This window comes from Myxococcus sp. CA051A (assembly GCF_013336705.1).
Classification (GTDB): Bacteria; Myxococcota; Myxococcia; order Myxococcales; family Myxococcaceae; genus Myxococcus; species Myxococcus llanfairpwllgwyngyllgogerychwyrndrobwllllantysiliogogogochensis.
The window spans coordinates 169,726-183,415 of sequence record NZ_JABUMS010000010.1; the positions used below are offsets into that span (position 1 = coordinate 169,726).

Below are 13,690 nucleotides of genomic sequence, written 5' to 3' on the forward strand. Positions count from 1 at the left end.
GGACCTGGATGAATCGCTTCGCACTGCGGGACCGCACAGACGGCCTCGATGCCCGGACGCAGCACGAGGACATCGTTCGCATCCTCGCCACCCAGGAGTTCCCCTGGGACATCACCCAGGCGCTCAGCTTCGCGCTGTTCCGCACCTACGCGGTGCCGAGCATCGGGATACTGCTGCACGAGACGGGGGAGTTCACCGAGCGCACCCAGAAGCGCTACGACGACACCGTGCTCATCCTCGACGCCATCCTCGAGCACGGCATCGCCAGCCCCGCCGGCCACAGCGCCTTCCGCCGGATGAACCAGATGCACGGCGCCTATGACATCTCCAACGAGGACATGCGCTACGTGCTCTCCACCTTCGTGGTGACCCCCGTGCGCTGGGTGGGCGAGTTCGGCTGGCGGCCCTTCACTCCGCACGAGGCGGAGGCGTGGACCCACTATTACCGCGCGGTGGGCCGCCACATGGGCATCCAGGACATTCCGGAGACCCACGCGGACTTCGTCGCGCTCATGGACGGCTATGAGGCGAAGCACTTCGCCTTCGATGCGCGCAGCCAGGCGGTGGCCGACTCCACGCTGGAGCTGCTCACCACCTTCCCGCCGTCCCACCTGGCGCCCAAGAAGCTCGTGAAGCTGTTCGCTCGCACGTTGATGGAGGACGCGCTGCTGGACGCGTTCCACTACGCGCGCCCCTCCGCGCTCACCCGGAAGGTGTTCCGCACCGCGCTCAAGCTGCGCGGGAAGTTCGTGCGCTACGCCCTGCCTCCGCGAGAGGTGCCCAGGTTCGGCCGCGAGAACTCCAGCGTGCGCACCTACCCGAAGGGCCACGTCGTCGAGCAACTCGGCACCTTCCCCAAGACCTGCCCCGTGCACCACCACCGCCCGGCCACGGCTTCGGAGGAAGAAGGACACGCCCCACGGGCCCAGGGGACGGGCGGCTCCTGAGCCCGGAAGGCCGCAAGTGCTCCAGATTCCACGGACTTCGCCTCGCCCGGGCCGCTTCCCGAGGCGACGGCCAGGGTCCGGGAATCCCGGGGCGCTCCCGGGACGTTGGCTCCGGATTGGGGTGACGGCTTGACCTCCCGGGCTGACTGGGGTTGAAGCGCCGCTCCCTTCGCCTCACGAAGAAGCCATGCCCGCCGCGCGTCCCCACATCGAGCCCCGCCTCGTTCCCACCGCTGACTCCGTGGTGGTGAAGGAGATCTACCTCTCTCTCCAGGGCGAGTCCTCGCACGCCGGCCTGCTGTGCGCCTTCATCCGCCTCACCGGCTGTCACCTGCGCTGCACCTACTGCGACAGCGAGTTCTCCTTCCACGGCGGCGCGCGTCGGAAGAACGCGGACGTCATCGAGGAAATCAAGGCGCTGCGCACCCCGCGCGTGGAAATCACCGGCGGCGAGCCCCTGCTCCAGCCCGGCGTCTACCCGCTGATGCAGTCGCTGCTCGACGAGGGTTTCACGGTGCTGCTGGAGACCAGCGGCGCCATCGACGTGCGGCTGGTGCCTCCGGCCGTGCACAAAATCGTCGACATGAAGACGCCCTCCTCGGGCGAGGCCGCGCGCAATGATTTGCGCAACTTCGCGTCGATGAACGCGAACGACGAGCTGAAGTTCGTCATCGGCTCGCGCGAGGACTACGACTGGTCCAAGGCCCTCATCGCCGAGCACCGGCTGGCCGAGAAGCCCTTCGCGCTGCTGTTCTCCACCGTGTTCGAAAAGCTCCACCCGCGCGAGCTGGCGGAGTGGACCATCGAGGACCGGCTCTCCGTCCGCTTCCAGCTCCAGATGCACAAGTACCTCTGGGAGCCGAACGCGCGCGGCGTCTGAAGCCCGCGTCAGACGCCAGGCGCCGCGAAGTACAGCCAGCCCCAGAGCAGCAGCCACGCGGACAGGAACCCCAGGGTCACCCAGCCGAGCACGGACGCGACCCGCGCGGGAACCTGTCCCTTCGAGGGGCTCTCCCCCCGGCGGATGCGCCCCGCCTCCCGCATCCCCAGCACCACGCTGCCCACGCCCGCCACCAGCGGCGGCAGCGGCATCGCCAGGGTACACGGCAAGACCAACAGTCCCAGCACCCCGAGCCCCAGCGCGCCCCAGGCCGCCCGCGACGCGGGCCCGTCCTTGCGCCGCAACGACACACACGGCTCGCAGAAGGCGGACTCGCCGAAGAGCTCCAGACACTCCCCGCACAGGAAGCTTCCGCAGCGCGTACAGGTGGCCACCGCGGAGACCTCCGCGTGGCGCGCGCACAGGGCGGCCGTGCTTTCCACCGTCACCACGACACCCTGGCGTCGGGCGAGCGCACGGCGAAGCGACGCCTCAGAAGCCCGGCGGAGGAACGCGCGCCGTCAGCGCCGTCAGCGCGTGCGAGCCCAGGCCCAGGAACACGGCCGACAGCACCGTGCAGGACACGAAGCCCGCGACGATGAGCCCCTTGTGCCGGTGCTCGAACTGGCTGAACGCGTAGAAGAACGCGTAGCAGGGGATGAGCAGCACCATCACTCCCGTGCCCACGCTGCGGCGGAAGGCATGGACGATGAGGAAGGCGGCGCACACCAGGGCGACGAGACTGGACAGGATGGCGAGCGGGAGCAGCGGCACGCCCTCCCCTTAACACGTTCCACCCCTGGCCAGGGCGTCGTGCACATACTAAGCACGGCCTGTCGTCCCCCTGCCGAGGTGATTGCGCATGAACGCCGCCAAGACACTGCTCAACTTCGTCCTCGCGGGTACCCTGCTGGGCATCCTCGTCGCGTCCTGGGCCGGTCCCCACTTCATCGGCTGGTACAACGAGACGCCCCTGGCGACCCAGACGATGTGCAACCTGCCCCAGGTGGTCCGCAACGTCAGCTCGGACCTGCTCACCTGGCAGACCATTGGCGCCGGCATCGGCGCCGCCGCCTTCCTGGCGCTGGGCATCCTCTTCACCCTCCGCGGCAACCGGAAGGCCCGCGAGCAGGAGGCCCAGACGCCGCCTCCGGCCGCACCGTCCCAGACCGCGCCCTGAAGGGACCTTCCCGGCCGACTACGGCACGCGCACCAGCACGGAAGGCGTCGTGCCCAGCACGCCGCCGCCCCCGCTGTCCATCACGTTGACCTGCAGCAGGAAGTGCGTCGGCTCCTTCACGCCCTCCGGAGCCGTCCAGGTCGGGGTGCGCGAGTGGGAGTCGCTGAAGTGACCCGCGGGCTCCGCGGGGTTCTGCGTCCAGACGTACTCCATCTCGTCACCATCGGGGTCCTGCACCTCGAACACGAGCTGCACGACGCCCCCGGGCTCCACCGTCTTCGGGCTCGGAATCGGCCCCGCACTGACATCCGGTGGATGGTTGACCACCCGGCCACACCCCAGGGCCAAGATGACCAGTGCGGCGAAGACTCCTGAAAGCGACCGAAGCATGGACTGCCCCCTGTGAAGAATGGTCCCACGGTAACGCGCGACACCGCGTTCGGGTATCGAGGGACCCGACACAAAAGACCCGGATTCCAGGATGATGACAGATGGCGGCGCGAAGGGTCGCCCACCAACGGTCATCCCCGCACGCCGGTATGACGAGGGAACCGGCTCAGCGTCCGCGGCGTCGCGGGGGCCGAGCGGCGGACACGAGCAGCAGCTTGTCGCCCCGGGTGAGGCGTTTGATGGCGGCCTCCCGTCGCAGGGCGGCGCCGCGGTCCTCGGCGGCCTCGCTCCAGACGAGGGTGACGGGCAATCGCGCCCGGGTGTAGGCCGCGCCGCGTCCGCGTCCGTGAGTGGCCACGCGCCGTTCCAGGTCATTGGTGGCGCCAGTGTAGAGCGAGCCGTCTCGGCAACGCAGCATGTAGACAGTCCAGCGGGGAAGGTCGTCCGGCACGGGGGGCGGCATTGTACCGCTCCCACGGCCTGCCCGCCGCATCAGGTCGCCGGACGCATCCGCCCCCCACGCCGCAGGCAGAAGCGCGGCAGGCGCAGGGACAGTCGCCTCCTTCCGCCCGGCAGCCCTACCCGCGCCATGACCTCCGACACGGGCGCCAGCGGATCTCCCCAGGCCGCGAGGATGTGCGCCTCACTCACCAGCCCCAGCAAGCCTCCCCCTTCCCCCACCACGCCCAACAGCTGCACCTGGTGCCGCTCCATCACTCTCAGGGCACGCAGGAGGGTGTCTGTGGGAAAAACGGTGGCGATGAAGGACGACAAAGCTTCCTTGATTGCCCTGTTTTGCCGCATCCAGTTTCCTCCGGACCGTTATACCTACATCTCCTTGCAACGGCCCTGCCGGCAGGGATGACCACCCAGCAATGGACACGGCAACGGGCGGCGGACCGGCTTAGAGTGGGGGGGTGACACGGAGACAGGTGGCGCGGCTGGGGCGGATGGCGGACCTCTTCTCGCGGACGATGAGCCGGGGAAAAGAGGGGTTGCTGACGCTGACGTTCCGCCCGGACGAGCTGTACCGGGTGCCCACGGACGACGGCGCGGCCATCGCCATGGGGCGCTACCACGCTCGGGGAGAGCGCCGGTACGCGGAGCCCGTCATCCTCTGCCACGGGCTGGGCGCCAACCGCTTCCACCTGGACTTCGACGAGCACTACAGCATGGCGCGCTACCTGGCGCGGGCGGGCTTCGAGACGTGGGTGCTGGAGCTGCGCGGGCGGGGGCTGGCGGGCGACTGCTCGGACTTCAACTTCGACGACCAGGCGGAGCACGACGTGCGCACCGCCCTGCGCACCGTGGTGTCCACGGGGGCGAAGGAAGTGCTCTGGGTGGGGCATTCCAAGGGTGGCCTCACGCTGTACGCCCACCTGGCCAAGAACCCGCAGGCCCCGGTGCGGGCCGCGGCGATTCTGGGCAGCCCCTTCACCTTCGCGGTGCAACCGGGGCTTCGCACCTTCATCCAGCGCGTGGAGCCGCTCTTGCGGCTGAAGGTCATCCCCACCGGCCGAGTCACCAGCATCGCGCTGCTGGGCGCGCCGCCGGGCCCGCTGAGCCGGTACATGATGCTGGCGGAGAACATGGAGCCGGAGGTCGTGCGGCGCGCGCTGGCCAACGTGCCGGCCAACATCTCCGGCGGCGTGGGCCGCCAGTTCGCCCGCTGGATTTCCACCAACCGCTTCACCACGTACGACGGGGGCTTCGACTACCGCGAGTCCCTGGCGGGGGTGAAGATTCCCGTCCTGCTCCTGGCGGGCAGCAAGGACCTCCTGGCCCCGCCCATGTCGGTGGCGCGGGCGAAGGAGGCGCTGGGGGGCCCGGTGAAGTTCCTCGTGGCCGGGCGAGGGCACGGCTTCGGCGCGGACTACGGGCATGCCGACCTGGTGCTGGGCCGCCGGGCACCGGACGAAATCTTCCCCCTGGTGGAGGCGTTCCTCTCCGCGCACGCCACCCGGCCGTGAGACGGCACACAGGCGACGGGACTCCGGGTTGTCCGGGCCCCCTTGGCGTGCTACCCGGAAGCCCCTCCCCATGAGTCTGTCCCCCCGCCTCCTCACCCTCGCCCTGCTGGCGCCCGCCGCGTGCGGGAAGGCCCCGGGCGAGGTGCCCGCCGGGCAGGCGGTGATGGACCTGCGCCACACGCGACGGACGGACGGACGGGCGGTGGCGCGCTGGAGCGGCGATGCCGTGACGGCGGAGGAGCTGACCGAGCGCTTCCTGGAGATGAGCCCCGCGCTGCGCGAGCGCTACGTGGAGCCCCGCGCCCGGCGTGAGTACGTGGAGTCGCTGGCCCGGTTTGATTTGCTGGTGCGCGACGCGCTCGCCCAGGGACTCCAGGACGACCCCGAGGTGGTGGAGGCCACGCGGCGCGCGCTGGTGGGCCGGCTGATGCGCTCGCGACTGGAAGAGGCGCGAGTGACTGTCACCGACGCGGAGCTGGCGGAAGCCTATGCCGCGCGCAAGGACGACTTCGTGCGCCCGGAGGCCCTGCGCCTGTCCCATGTCTTCCTCGCCGCGCCGCGGGCCGATGCCGCCCGGGAGAGCGCCGCGAAGGGTGAGGCACAGGCCCTGCTCGCCCAGGCGAAGGCGCTTCCGGCGGAGGACTTCGGGGGCTTCGGGAAGCTGGCGCGCGAGCACAGCCAGGAGCCGCGCACCGCGCCGCTGGATGGCGACATGCGCTTTCTCTCCGACGAGGCGCTCGCGCGCGAGTACGGAGCCGAGGTCGCCCAGGCCGCTCGCGCCCTGAAGACCGAGGGCGAGCTGAGCGGTGTGGTGCGGACCGACACGGGGCTCCACGTGCTCAAGCTGCGCGCGCGCAGGCCCGCGCTGGACCTCTCGCTGGACGACGTGCGCGAGGAGTTGCGCGTGCGCCTGGAAGGCGAGAAGCGCACCCGCGCGTGGGGCGAGTACCTGGCGCGCGTGGAGAAGCAGTTGTCGCTGTCGGTCGACACGGACGCGCTGGCCCGGGTGCCAGTGGACGTCCAGGCCCCCATGCGCAAGCCGTCGAGCCCGCTGCCGGGCACGGTGCCCGCGCCATGAGGGCCCGCTTGCCAGCTTGGGGGGCCATCCCCACCTTTGGGAGTCGCCCCCACCCTTCCCCCAGGACTCCGCGCATGCGTCTTTCTCCCACCCGCGCTCCCCTGCTGTCCCTGGTGCTCGCCCTGGCGCTGAGTCAGGGGTGCAACACGCCCGTCAAACTGACGCCCGACGACACGGTGGTGGCCACCGTGAATGGCGAGGTCCTCTCCCGCGTGGACTTCGAGCAGGAGCTGGGCCGGGAGCTGGCCTCCACGGAGGCCTCCCAGCGCACGCCGGAGGAAATCGAGCCCTTCAAGCGCACGCTGCTGGACACGTACATCCACCGGATGCTGCTGCTCCAGGCGGCGCGGAAGAACAACGTCACCGTCACCCCGGAAGAGGTGGACCGGGGCGTGCTGCGGCTGTCGGGCGACTACCCGGCGGGCAACTTCAACGAGGTGCTCGCCCAGGGCCAGCTGTCCATGTCGGAGCTGCGCGCGCGCGAGGCCAGCCGGCTGACCATCGAAAAGCTCTTCGCCAGCCACGTCTACGCCCGCGTGGGGGTGACGGAGGAGGAGCTGCGCGCGTACTACGCGGCGCACGAGGCCGAGCTGAACGAGAGCGAGCAGGTGCACGCCGCGCAAATCGTGGTGAAGGGCCTGGACGAGGCCCGGCGGCTCCAGACGCAGCTCAAGTCGGGCAAGAAGTTCTCGGACCTGGCGCGCAGGTACTCGCTGAGCGCGGACGCCAAGGTGGGGGGCGACCTGGGGTTCTTCCCCCGAGGACAGATGCCGCCCGCCTTCGACGAAGTGGTATTCAAGCTCGGGGTCGGGCAGGTTTCGGACGTGGTGTCCACCGAGTACGGCTACCACCTGTTCAAGGTGCTGGAGCGCAAGCCCGCGCGGAAGCGGGACTTCGCCGAGGCGCGTCAGTGGGTGGAAGCGAAGTTGATGGAGCAGAAGCGCACGGAGGCGCAGGACGCCTTCGAGAAGGAACTGCGGGACAAGGCGCAGGTCCAGGTGAATGAGACCACGCTGCAGGCCATCCGCGGACAGCCCGCGGCACTCCCGCAGGCAGCGAAGTGACGGAATCGTGGGCCCGGCGGACTGTTGGACGGGCCCGGTGTGGTGCGGAAGGATGCACGGAATGAAGAAGCTGGTGGCATTCGTCGCTGCGGCGGCGCTCCTGGGGGGCGCCACGTCGGCGCGCGCGGAGCTGGTGGACAAGGTGGCCGCGGTGGTGAACCGCGACGTCATCGCACTGTCGGAGGTTCAGCAGCGCGCGGCGCCGGAGGTGTCGCGCCTCAATGACCCCGACCCGCGCAAGCGCGCCGAGCAGCGCGCGCAGCTCATGAAGACGGCGCTCGACACCCTCATCGGCGAGAAGCTGATGGAGGCCGAAATCACGGAGATGGGCATCTCCGCGACCGAGGGCGAGGTGGACGAGCTCGTCAATGACGTGCGCAAGCAGAACAACATCACGGACCCGGCGCAGTTCGAGCAGGTGCTCGTCGCCGAGGGCCTGACGATGACCACGTACCGGGACATGCTGCGCAAGCGCATCCTCCGGGACCGGCTCCTGCGCATGAAGGTGGGCCCCAAGGTGAAGGTCACCGAGGAGGACCTCAAGGCCGCCTACAACCAGTACGCCCGCGCGGAGAGCGAGGACATGGAAGTCCACGCGCGCCACATCCTGGTCGCCGTGGACCCGAAGGCCACCGAGGAGCAGGTGGCCGCCGCGCGCAAGAAGGCGGAGGGCATTGCCCAGGAGGCCCGTCGCGAGGGCATGGACTTCTCCGCCCTGGCGCGCGCGCGCAGCGAGGGCCCCAGCGCCGCGGATGGCGGAGATTTGGGCTGGTTCAAGCGCGGCGTCATGGTGCAGGCGTTCGAGAAGGTCGCCTTCAACCTCAAGGATGGCGACGTCAGCGAGCCGGTGCGCACCAACTTCGGCTGGCACATCCTGAAGGTGGAGGAGCGCCGCTCCGTCGCCGCGACGACGTACGAGGAGATGCGTCCGAAGCTGGAGGGGAAGCTGCTCCAGGAGAAGACGGACAAGTTCCTGGACCAGTACGTCACGGAGCTGAAGCAGAAGGCCAGCATCGACGTGAAGATGTAGCCTGTCGTCCCCACGCGGGGGATGCTCGCCACCGTGAGCCTCCCCCTCGTCGGTATCTCCCTGGGTGATGTGTCGGGCATCGGGCCGGAGGTGACGGCCGCGGCCCTGGCGCTCCCCGCCGTGCGTCGCGCGCTCATCCCCGTCGTCTTCGGGGATGGGCCCACGCTGGAGCGCTTCCCCTTCTTCCGCCGCCATGCGCGCGTGGAGCCCTCCGCCCTGGGCCGCGTCGAGTCCCCCACCGTGGTGGTCGTGACTCAGTTGGCGGCCAAGGACCGCGTCCCGGGCAAGCCCTCGCGCGAGGGAGGCCGCGCGCAGTACGCGTACGTGACGGCGGCGATTGACGCCATGCGCGCGGGACACGTGGACGCGCTGTGCACTGCGCCGGTGTCCAAGGAGGGGATTTCGCGCGCGGGCATTCCCTTCATGGGCCACACCGAGGTGCTGGCGGAGGCCTTTGGCGTGGACGTCATGATGATGATGGACGGGCCGCGCGTGCGCATCGCCCTGGCCACCAACCACGTCCCCATCTCCGCGCTGTCCAAGCTGCTCACCGTGGAGGGCCTCACCGCGCGGCTCAAGCTCTTGTCACGCAGCCTCGCGCCCGTGGTGGTGGGACGCAGGCCTCGCATCGCCGTGCTCGGGCTGAATCCTCACGCGGGCGAAGGGGGCCTGTTGGGGCGCGAGGAGGTGGAGGTGATTGGTCCCGCCATCCGCAAGGCGCGCGCGGCGAAAGTCGATGCACACGGGCCGATTCCGGCGGACGGCCTCTTCGCGAGACCCGATGAAGTGGGCGCGCGGTACGACGCGGTGCTGGCGATGTACCACGACCAGGGACTCATCCCCGCGAAGGCGCTCGACTTCGAGCGCACCGTCAACGTGACGCTGGGACTGCCGGTGCCGCGCACCTCGCCGGACCACGGCACGGCCTACGCGATTGCCGGCAAGGGGCAGGCGAGCTGCGTGCCCATGGCGGAGGCGCTGCTCAAGGCCGCGCAGCTCGCTCGGCCTCCCGCGCGAGGTGGTCGGCCAGGTCCTCGCCGTCCTTCTCCGCGTCGATGAGCTTCACCTCGGAGCCCACGCCGCTCGGAGGAATCACCAGCACGCTGACCTTGTCGAGCGGGCATTCGCCCAGACAGCCCGAGGAGAACACGCGGGTGCTCGGTCCCAGGCCCCGCGCGGCCACGGCTTCCCGGATGCGGCGCGGCAGATCCACGCCCCCCAGGCGAGGGTCCAGGCGCACCGAGCAGTTGTGGCAGACGTGCAGCTCGGTTGGCTGGGAGTCCGGTGCGGCCTCGGGTGGAGGGGGTGTGCGCATCGCCTGGAAACATAAGGCGGATGAGACTCCGCCGCCGTAAGCTGGAGCGCGGGTGCCGAGGGGCGCCCACACCCGGAAAGACGACGTCACCCTCCTGGATCCGCGTTGAACCTCAGGTTCCTGGCGAGTTCCTTCCACGGCCCATGCACGGGTGAGGGCCGACCTTGAGGGACTTTTCGATGGGAATCAGAAACACGAGTCGCAGGTCATGAAGGCGCCTTTCGGCAGAGACCTGACGACAGGCAGCATCCCCCGACACCTGGTGGCCTTCTCCATCCCGATGTTGATGGGGAGCTTCCTTCAAACGGCATACAGCTTCATCAACGCCATCTGGGTGGGCCGGTTCCTGGGCACCGAGGCGCTGGCGGTGGTGACGGTGAGCTTCCCCGTCGTCTTCGTCCTGTTCTCCATCGGCATGGGCCTCACCATGGCGACGAGCATCCTGGTGTCGCAGAACTACGGCGCCCGGAGGATGGACGAGCTGCGCAAGGTGGTCGACAGCTCCACGGTGCTCATCTACTCGCTGGGCGTGGTGCTCACGCTGCTGGGCGAGTGGCTGGCGCCGACCATCCTCACGCTGATGGACACGCCGCCGGAAATCCATGCGGAGTCCGTCAGCTACCTGCGCATCTTCCTGTTGTCGATGCCCCTGGGCTTCGGATTGTTCCTCACGCGCAGCCTGCTGCAGGGCGTGGGTGACTCGAAGACGCCGCTGTATTTCCAGGCGGGCTCCGTCCTGCTCACCACGGTGCTGGACCCGGTGCTGATGTTCGGCTGGCTCGGGTTGCCCAAGCTGGGATTGAACGGCACGGCCTGGGCCACGGTGGTATCGCAGCTGCTGGCGCTCATCACGCTGCTCATCTATCTGCGCATGAAGGATGTCCCCGTCGCGCCGCGCAGGCCACGGCTGGCGCACCTGGGGCCCACCACCTGGAAGACGCTGCGCATCGGCGTGCCGGCCGCTGTGCAGCAGTCGCTCGTGTCCATCGGCATGGTGTTCGTGACGGGACTGGTCAACGGCTTCGGCGAGGTGTCCACGGCGGCGTTCGGCGCGGCCTCGCGCATCGACCAGATTGCCTTCATGCCAGCGATGACGTTCGGCATGGCCGTGTCCACGCTGGCCGGACAGAACCTGGGGGCGGGCCGTTACGACCGCGTGCAGGAGATCTTCAAGTGGGGGTGCCTGTTCAGCGGAGGCATCACCCTGGTCATCTCGGCGGTGGCCGTGTCGTTCCCGGAGGCGCTGCTGCGCATCTTCGTCTCGGACCCGGCGGTCATCGGGCCGGGCGTCACGTACCTGCACATCGTGGGAGGGACGTACGTCCTGTTCGCGCTCATCTTCGTGAGCAACGGCATCATCAACGGCGCGGGACGCACGTTGATGACGACGATTTTCTCGCTGGTGAGCCTCTGGGTGGTGCGGGTGCCGGTGGCGTACTGGCTGTCGCGCCGCATGGGCAGCGTGACGGGTGTGTGGATTGCGATGGCCTTGAGCTTCGGCGTGTCGCTGGTGGTCAGCATGGCCTACTACTTCTCCGGCCGGTGGCGGCGCCCCCTGGTCAAGAAGGCGCCCGAGGGCCCCACCACGCCCAACCCGGGCGACGTCTTCGGACACGAGACAGGCGAGGCCTGAGCGGCCCCGCCCTCTTGGGCTAGAAGACGAACGGGAAGCGGATGGGCTCCTGCATGCGGACCGTGTGCACGGGGAACTTCCAGCCGCGCACCACGCCCTCGATGCAGCCGGCGAGCGGCGTGGCGCGCAGCGCCTGCGTGTCCATGGCGACGCTCGTCGCCTCACCGCTCGGCAACACGGACCAGCGCACCACGAAGCGCCCGTCCTTCTGCACCGACGTGTCCGCGGCATGCTGGCGCAGGCACGCGGTGATGGCGGGCTGATTGGAGACCACCACCTGCTTCACGTCCTCGGGCGTGAGGTGCTCCTTCGCGTCGAGCGCGGGCGGGACGTACACGGTCCGCGCGACGGTGGACTCGGAGGCGGCGCGCTCCTCGCCGTCTTCGGTGAAGCCGAGCTCTCGCGCGAACTCCTCGTCCAGCTCCGACTCGGTGCTGGTCGCGCCATCGGGGTCGTCCGTGGTGTCCGCCGGAGCGGAGGTCGTCTGCTCGTCGGAGTCGGGCTCCTCGAAGGTCATCTCCATCACCGCGCCCGAGGAGGCCTCCGCGACACTCTGGGTGGGAGTCGTGCTCACGGGAGCGCGAGTCGTGGGCGCGCTCTCGGTTCGGATGCTCCGCTCGCCGGACTTCACAGCCAGGGTGTCACGGCGGGCCATCAGGTCCGCGCCGCTCGGGACCGAGAAGGACGTGAGGGCGCGAGCCGGGTCCGTGGACGCACCTTGCGCGTGCAGCCCGTTCGCGATGTCGCTGATGCTTCCGGGAGGGGCCCAGACGTAGGGGCCCATGTACCGAGGGGCGACGGGGTTCATCGCGTTGGTATCGGCCACACCCGGGAAGGCCGTGCCCGCCATGAGGCCAGGAATGGCCCAGTACCCCATGGCAACCGAAGAACCCGTCTGGCCGAACTGCCACGAAGCGCTCGCGCTGTTGAGCTGGCCCGAGACGTTCGCGCCGACCAGCGCGCCTGCGTTGCCCACGCCATTGAGTTGGCCCGAGGTGTTCGCGTCGACCAGCGCGCCTGCGTTGCCCACGCCGTTGAGTTGGCCCGAGGCGTTCGCGCCGACCAGCGCCCCCGTGCTGTTCGCACTGTTGAGCTGACCCGAGGCGTTCGCGCCGACCAGCGCCCCCGAGTTGCTCGCGCGGTTGAGCTGGCCCACGGAGCCGACGCTGCCGTCGGATCCCGCCACCCCTTGCCGCGCCGAAGCACCCAGGGCTCCCTGATGCGCCGAGGTACCCGCGACGCCATTCACCGAAGGGGAACTCGCGCCTTGCTCCCAGAAGCGCACGCTCGCGACCACGAGCATGCCCGCCGCGACCACGCCCACCGCCGCGACGCCGAGCAGGACGCCAGACACCACGTCGCGGCCTCGACTCGACGCCGTCGGCGCCGCCACGGGGCCACCCCAGGCGTGCTGCTGCCCTGGCGCCATGGAGCCGTCCCAGGCGTGCTGCTGCCCGGGCGCCATCGGGCCGCTCCACTGCTGCGCGGGCGGGACCATGGGAATACCCCAGGGTTGCTGCTGAAGATTGAGCGGACCCTGCACCTCGCTCACGGTGTTCTTCCGCGGCGTCGCCTGCGTGGACGAACCACCGCGAGCCGTCTTGACCGGAACCACCTTGGAGTGCCCCCACGGCAGACGCACCGCCTCCGCGACTGGCACCTCCGGATTCGCGCGCATCCACTCCGGAATCACCACGGGCGCGGACTCGGACACGGACTCACCAGGCTCCGCGTCGGAGAACGCGGGCCGAGGCGACTCGGAGATCCACCGCGTCTCCTCTTCCGCGAGGTCCAGCAGCGCGCGCATGTCCTCCGCGGCTTCGCGCGTGGGCGTGAGCGCTGCATCACCGTCGCCGTCGACTTCCGGCTCCATGGCGAGCTCTCGGTCCAGATATGCGTCGAGGTCGCAGTCCAGCGCCTCCGTCACACTCAGTGCCTCACCCGACTGCTCGTGCTCACAGCCATTCGCCTCGGGATGATTCATGCCCCGCGTACGGAACTGTTCGTCGCCTCCTGACAGAAGCTCGCCCACACACCCTCCCCTCAACCGCGCAGCCATTCCCGCGCCAGGGCTCGCAACGTAGGGACGCGTCCCGCTCACGCCAGCGTGACTGTCTCGCGCAAGACGTTTCTTCGCCGTGGCACGCGTTCGCTGTCCGCTGTCTCACCGCTCACGCGCGAAATACGGCGCCGCGCCACTCCT

General features: G+C 69.6%; 16 protein-coding genes. 9 read left to right on the forward strand and 7 right to left on the reverse strand.

Annotated features, from left to right (window positions below):
• Positions 1-8: 8 nt before the first annotated feature.
• Both HUA74_RS27655 and HUA74_RS27660 read left to right on the forward strand, forming a co-directional pair.
• Positions 9-947, forward strand: coding sequence for an oxygenase MpaB family protein (locus HUA74_RS27655; RefSeq protein WP_174456954.1), 939 nt, complete (start codon positions 9-11; stop codon positions 945-947).
• Positions 948-1,134: 187 nt separating this feature from the next.
• Positions 1,135-1,827 (forward strand): radical SAM protein, encoded by a 693-nt coding sequence (locus HUA74_RS27660; RefSeq protein WP_141648668.1) that lies wholly within the window; start codon positions 1,135-1,137, stop codon positions 1,825-1,827.
• A gap of 8 nt (positions 1,828-1,835) precedes the next feature.
• On the opposite strand, the gene HUA74_RS27665 is transcribed toward HUA74_RS27660, so the two are convergent.
• Together HUA74_RS27665 and HUA74_RS27670 are read right to left on the reverse strand one after the other, a co-directional pair.
• Positions 1,836-2,276, reverse strand: coding sequence for a hypothetical protein (locus HUA74_RS27665; RefSeq protein WP_371817315.1), 441 nt, complete (start codon positions 2,274-2,276; stop codon positions 1,836-1,838).
• Positions 2,277-2,319: 43 nt separating this feature from the next.
• Positions 2,320-2,601, reverse strand: coding sequence for a hypothetical protein (locus tag HUA74_RS27670; protein WP_141648231.1), 282 nt, complete (start codon positions 2,599-2,601; stop codon positions 2,320-2,322).
• 88 nt (positions 2,602-2,689) lie between these two features.
• Here HUA74_RS27670 and HUA74_RS27675 point away from each other — a divergent pair, with 88 nt between their 5' ends.
• Entirely contained in the window at positions 2,690-3,007 is a 318-nt protein-coding gene (locus HUA74_RS27675; RefSeq protein WP_141648232.1) for a hypothetical protein, read from the forward strand.
• Between the two features lie 18 nt (positions 3,008-3,025).
• Here the strand turns inward: HUA74_RS27675 and HUA74_RS27680 are convergent, their stop codons facing one another.
• The 3 genes from HUA74_RS27680 to HUA74_RS27690 all read right to left on the reverse strand — a co-directional run bounded on the left by HUA74_RS27680 (position 3,026) and on the right by HUA74_RS27690 (position 4,201).
• On the reverse strand, positions 3,026-3,397 hold the full coding sequence (locus HUA74_RS27680; RefSeq protein WP_174456955.1) for a hypothetical protein: 372 nt from the start codon (positions 3,395-3,397) through the stop codon (positions 3,026-3,028).
• A gap of 166 nt (positions 3,398-3,563) precedes the next feature.
• Positions 3,564-3,860, reverse strand: a complete 297-nt coding sequence (locus HUA74_RS27685; protein WP_141648233.1) for a GIY-YIG nuclease family protein — start codon at positions 3,858-3,860, stop codon at positions 3,564-3,566.
• Positions 3,861-3,889: 29 nt separating this feature from the next.
• Positions 3,890-4,201: a CBS domain-containing protein gene (locus tag HUA74_RS27690; RefSeq protein ID WP_141648234.1), complete on the reverse strand. Its 312-nt coding sequence runs from the start codon at positions 4,199-4,201 to the stop codon at positions 3,890-3,892.
• 146 nt (positions 4,202-4,347) lie between these two features.
• Between HUA74_RS27690 and HUA74_RS27695 the strand changes: the two genes are divergently transcribed.
• From HUA74_RS27695 to pdxA, 5 genes are all read left to right on the forward strand, one after another.
• Complete coding sequence (locus tag HUA74_RS27695; RefSeq protein ID WP_141648244.1) at positions 4,348-5,367, forward strand: alpha/beta fold hydrolase; 1,020 nt, start codon at positions 4,348-4,350, stop codon at positions 5,365-5,367.
• Between the two features lie 70 nt (positions 5,368-5,437).
• On the forward strand, positions 5,438-6,445 hold the full coding sequence (locus tag HUA74_RS27700; RefSeq protein ID WP_174456956.1) for a peptidyl-prolyl cis-trans isomerase: 1,008 nt from the start codon (positions 5,438-5,440) through the stop codon (positions 6,443-6,445).
• A gap of 74 nt (positions 6,446-6,519) precedes the next feature.
• Complete coding sequence (locus tag HUA74_RS27705; protein WP_141648236.1) at positions 6,520-7,509, forward strand: peptidyl-prolyl cis-trans isomerase; 990 nt, start codon at positions 6,520-6,522, stop codon at positions 7,507-7,509.
• 61 nt (positions 7,510-7,570) lie between these two features.
• Positions 7,571-8,539: a peptidylprolyl isomerase gene (locus HUA74_RS27710; RefSeq protein ID WP_174456957.1), complete on the forward strand. Its 969-nt coding sequence runs from the start codon at positions 7,571-7,573 to the stop codon at positions 8,537-8,539.
• A 33-nt stretch (positions 8,540-8,572) separates the two neighbouring features.
• Positions 8,573-9,598 (forward strand): 4-hydroxythreonine-4-phosphate dehydrogenase PdxA, encoded by a 1,026-nt coding sequence (gene pdxA, locus HUA74_RS27715; protein ID WP_174456958.1) that lies wholly within the window; start codon positions 8,573-8,575, stop codon positions 9,596-9,598.
• On the opposite strand, the gene HUA74_RS27720 is transcribed toward pdxA, so the two are convergent.
• Positions 9,522-9,854 carry a hypothetical protein gene (locus HUA74_RS27720; RefSeq protein ID WP_141648239.1) on the reverse strand — a complete coding sequence of 111 codons (333 nt, stop codon included), beginning with the start codon at positions 9,852-9,854 and terminating at the stop codon, positions 9,522-9,524. The genes pdxA and HUA74_RS27720 overlap by 77 nt on opposite strands.
• A gap of 208 nt (positions 9,855-10,062) precedes the next feature.
• On the opposite strand from HUA74_RS27720, the gene HUA74_RS27725 reads away from it, so the two are divergent.
• Positions 10,063-11,487 (forward strand): MATE family efflux transporter, encoded by a 1,425-nt coding sequence (locus tag HUA74_RS27725; protein ID WP_141648240.1) that lies wholly within the window; start codon positions 10,063-10,065, stop codon positions 11,485-11,487.
• A gap of 19 nt (positions 11,488-11,506) precedes the next feature.
• On the opposite strand, the gene HUA74_RS27730 is transcribed toward HUA74_RS27725, so the two are convergent.
• Entirely contained in the window at positions 11,507-13,471 is a 1,965-nt protein-coding gene (locus HUA74_RS27730; RefSeq protein ID WP_174456959.1) for an AgmX/PglI C-terminal domain-containing protein, read from the reverse strand.
• Positions 13,472-13,690 lie beyond the last annotated feature (219 nt).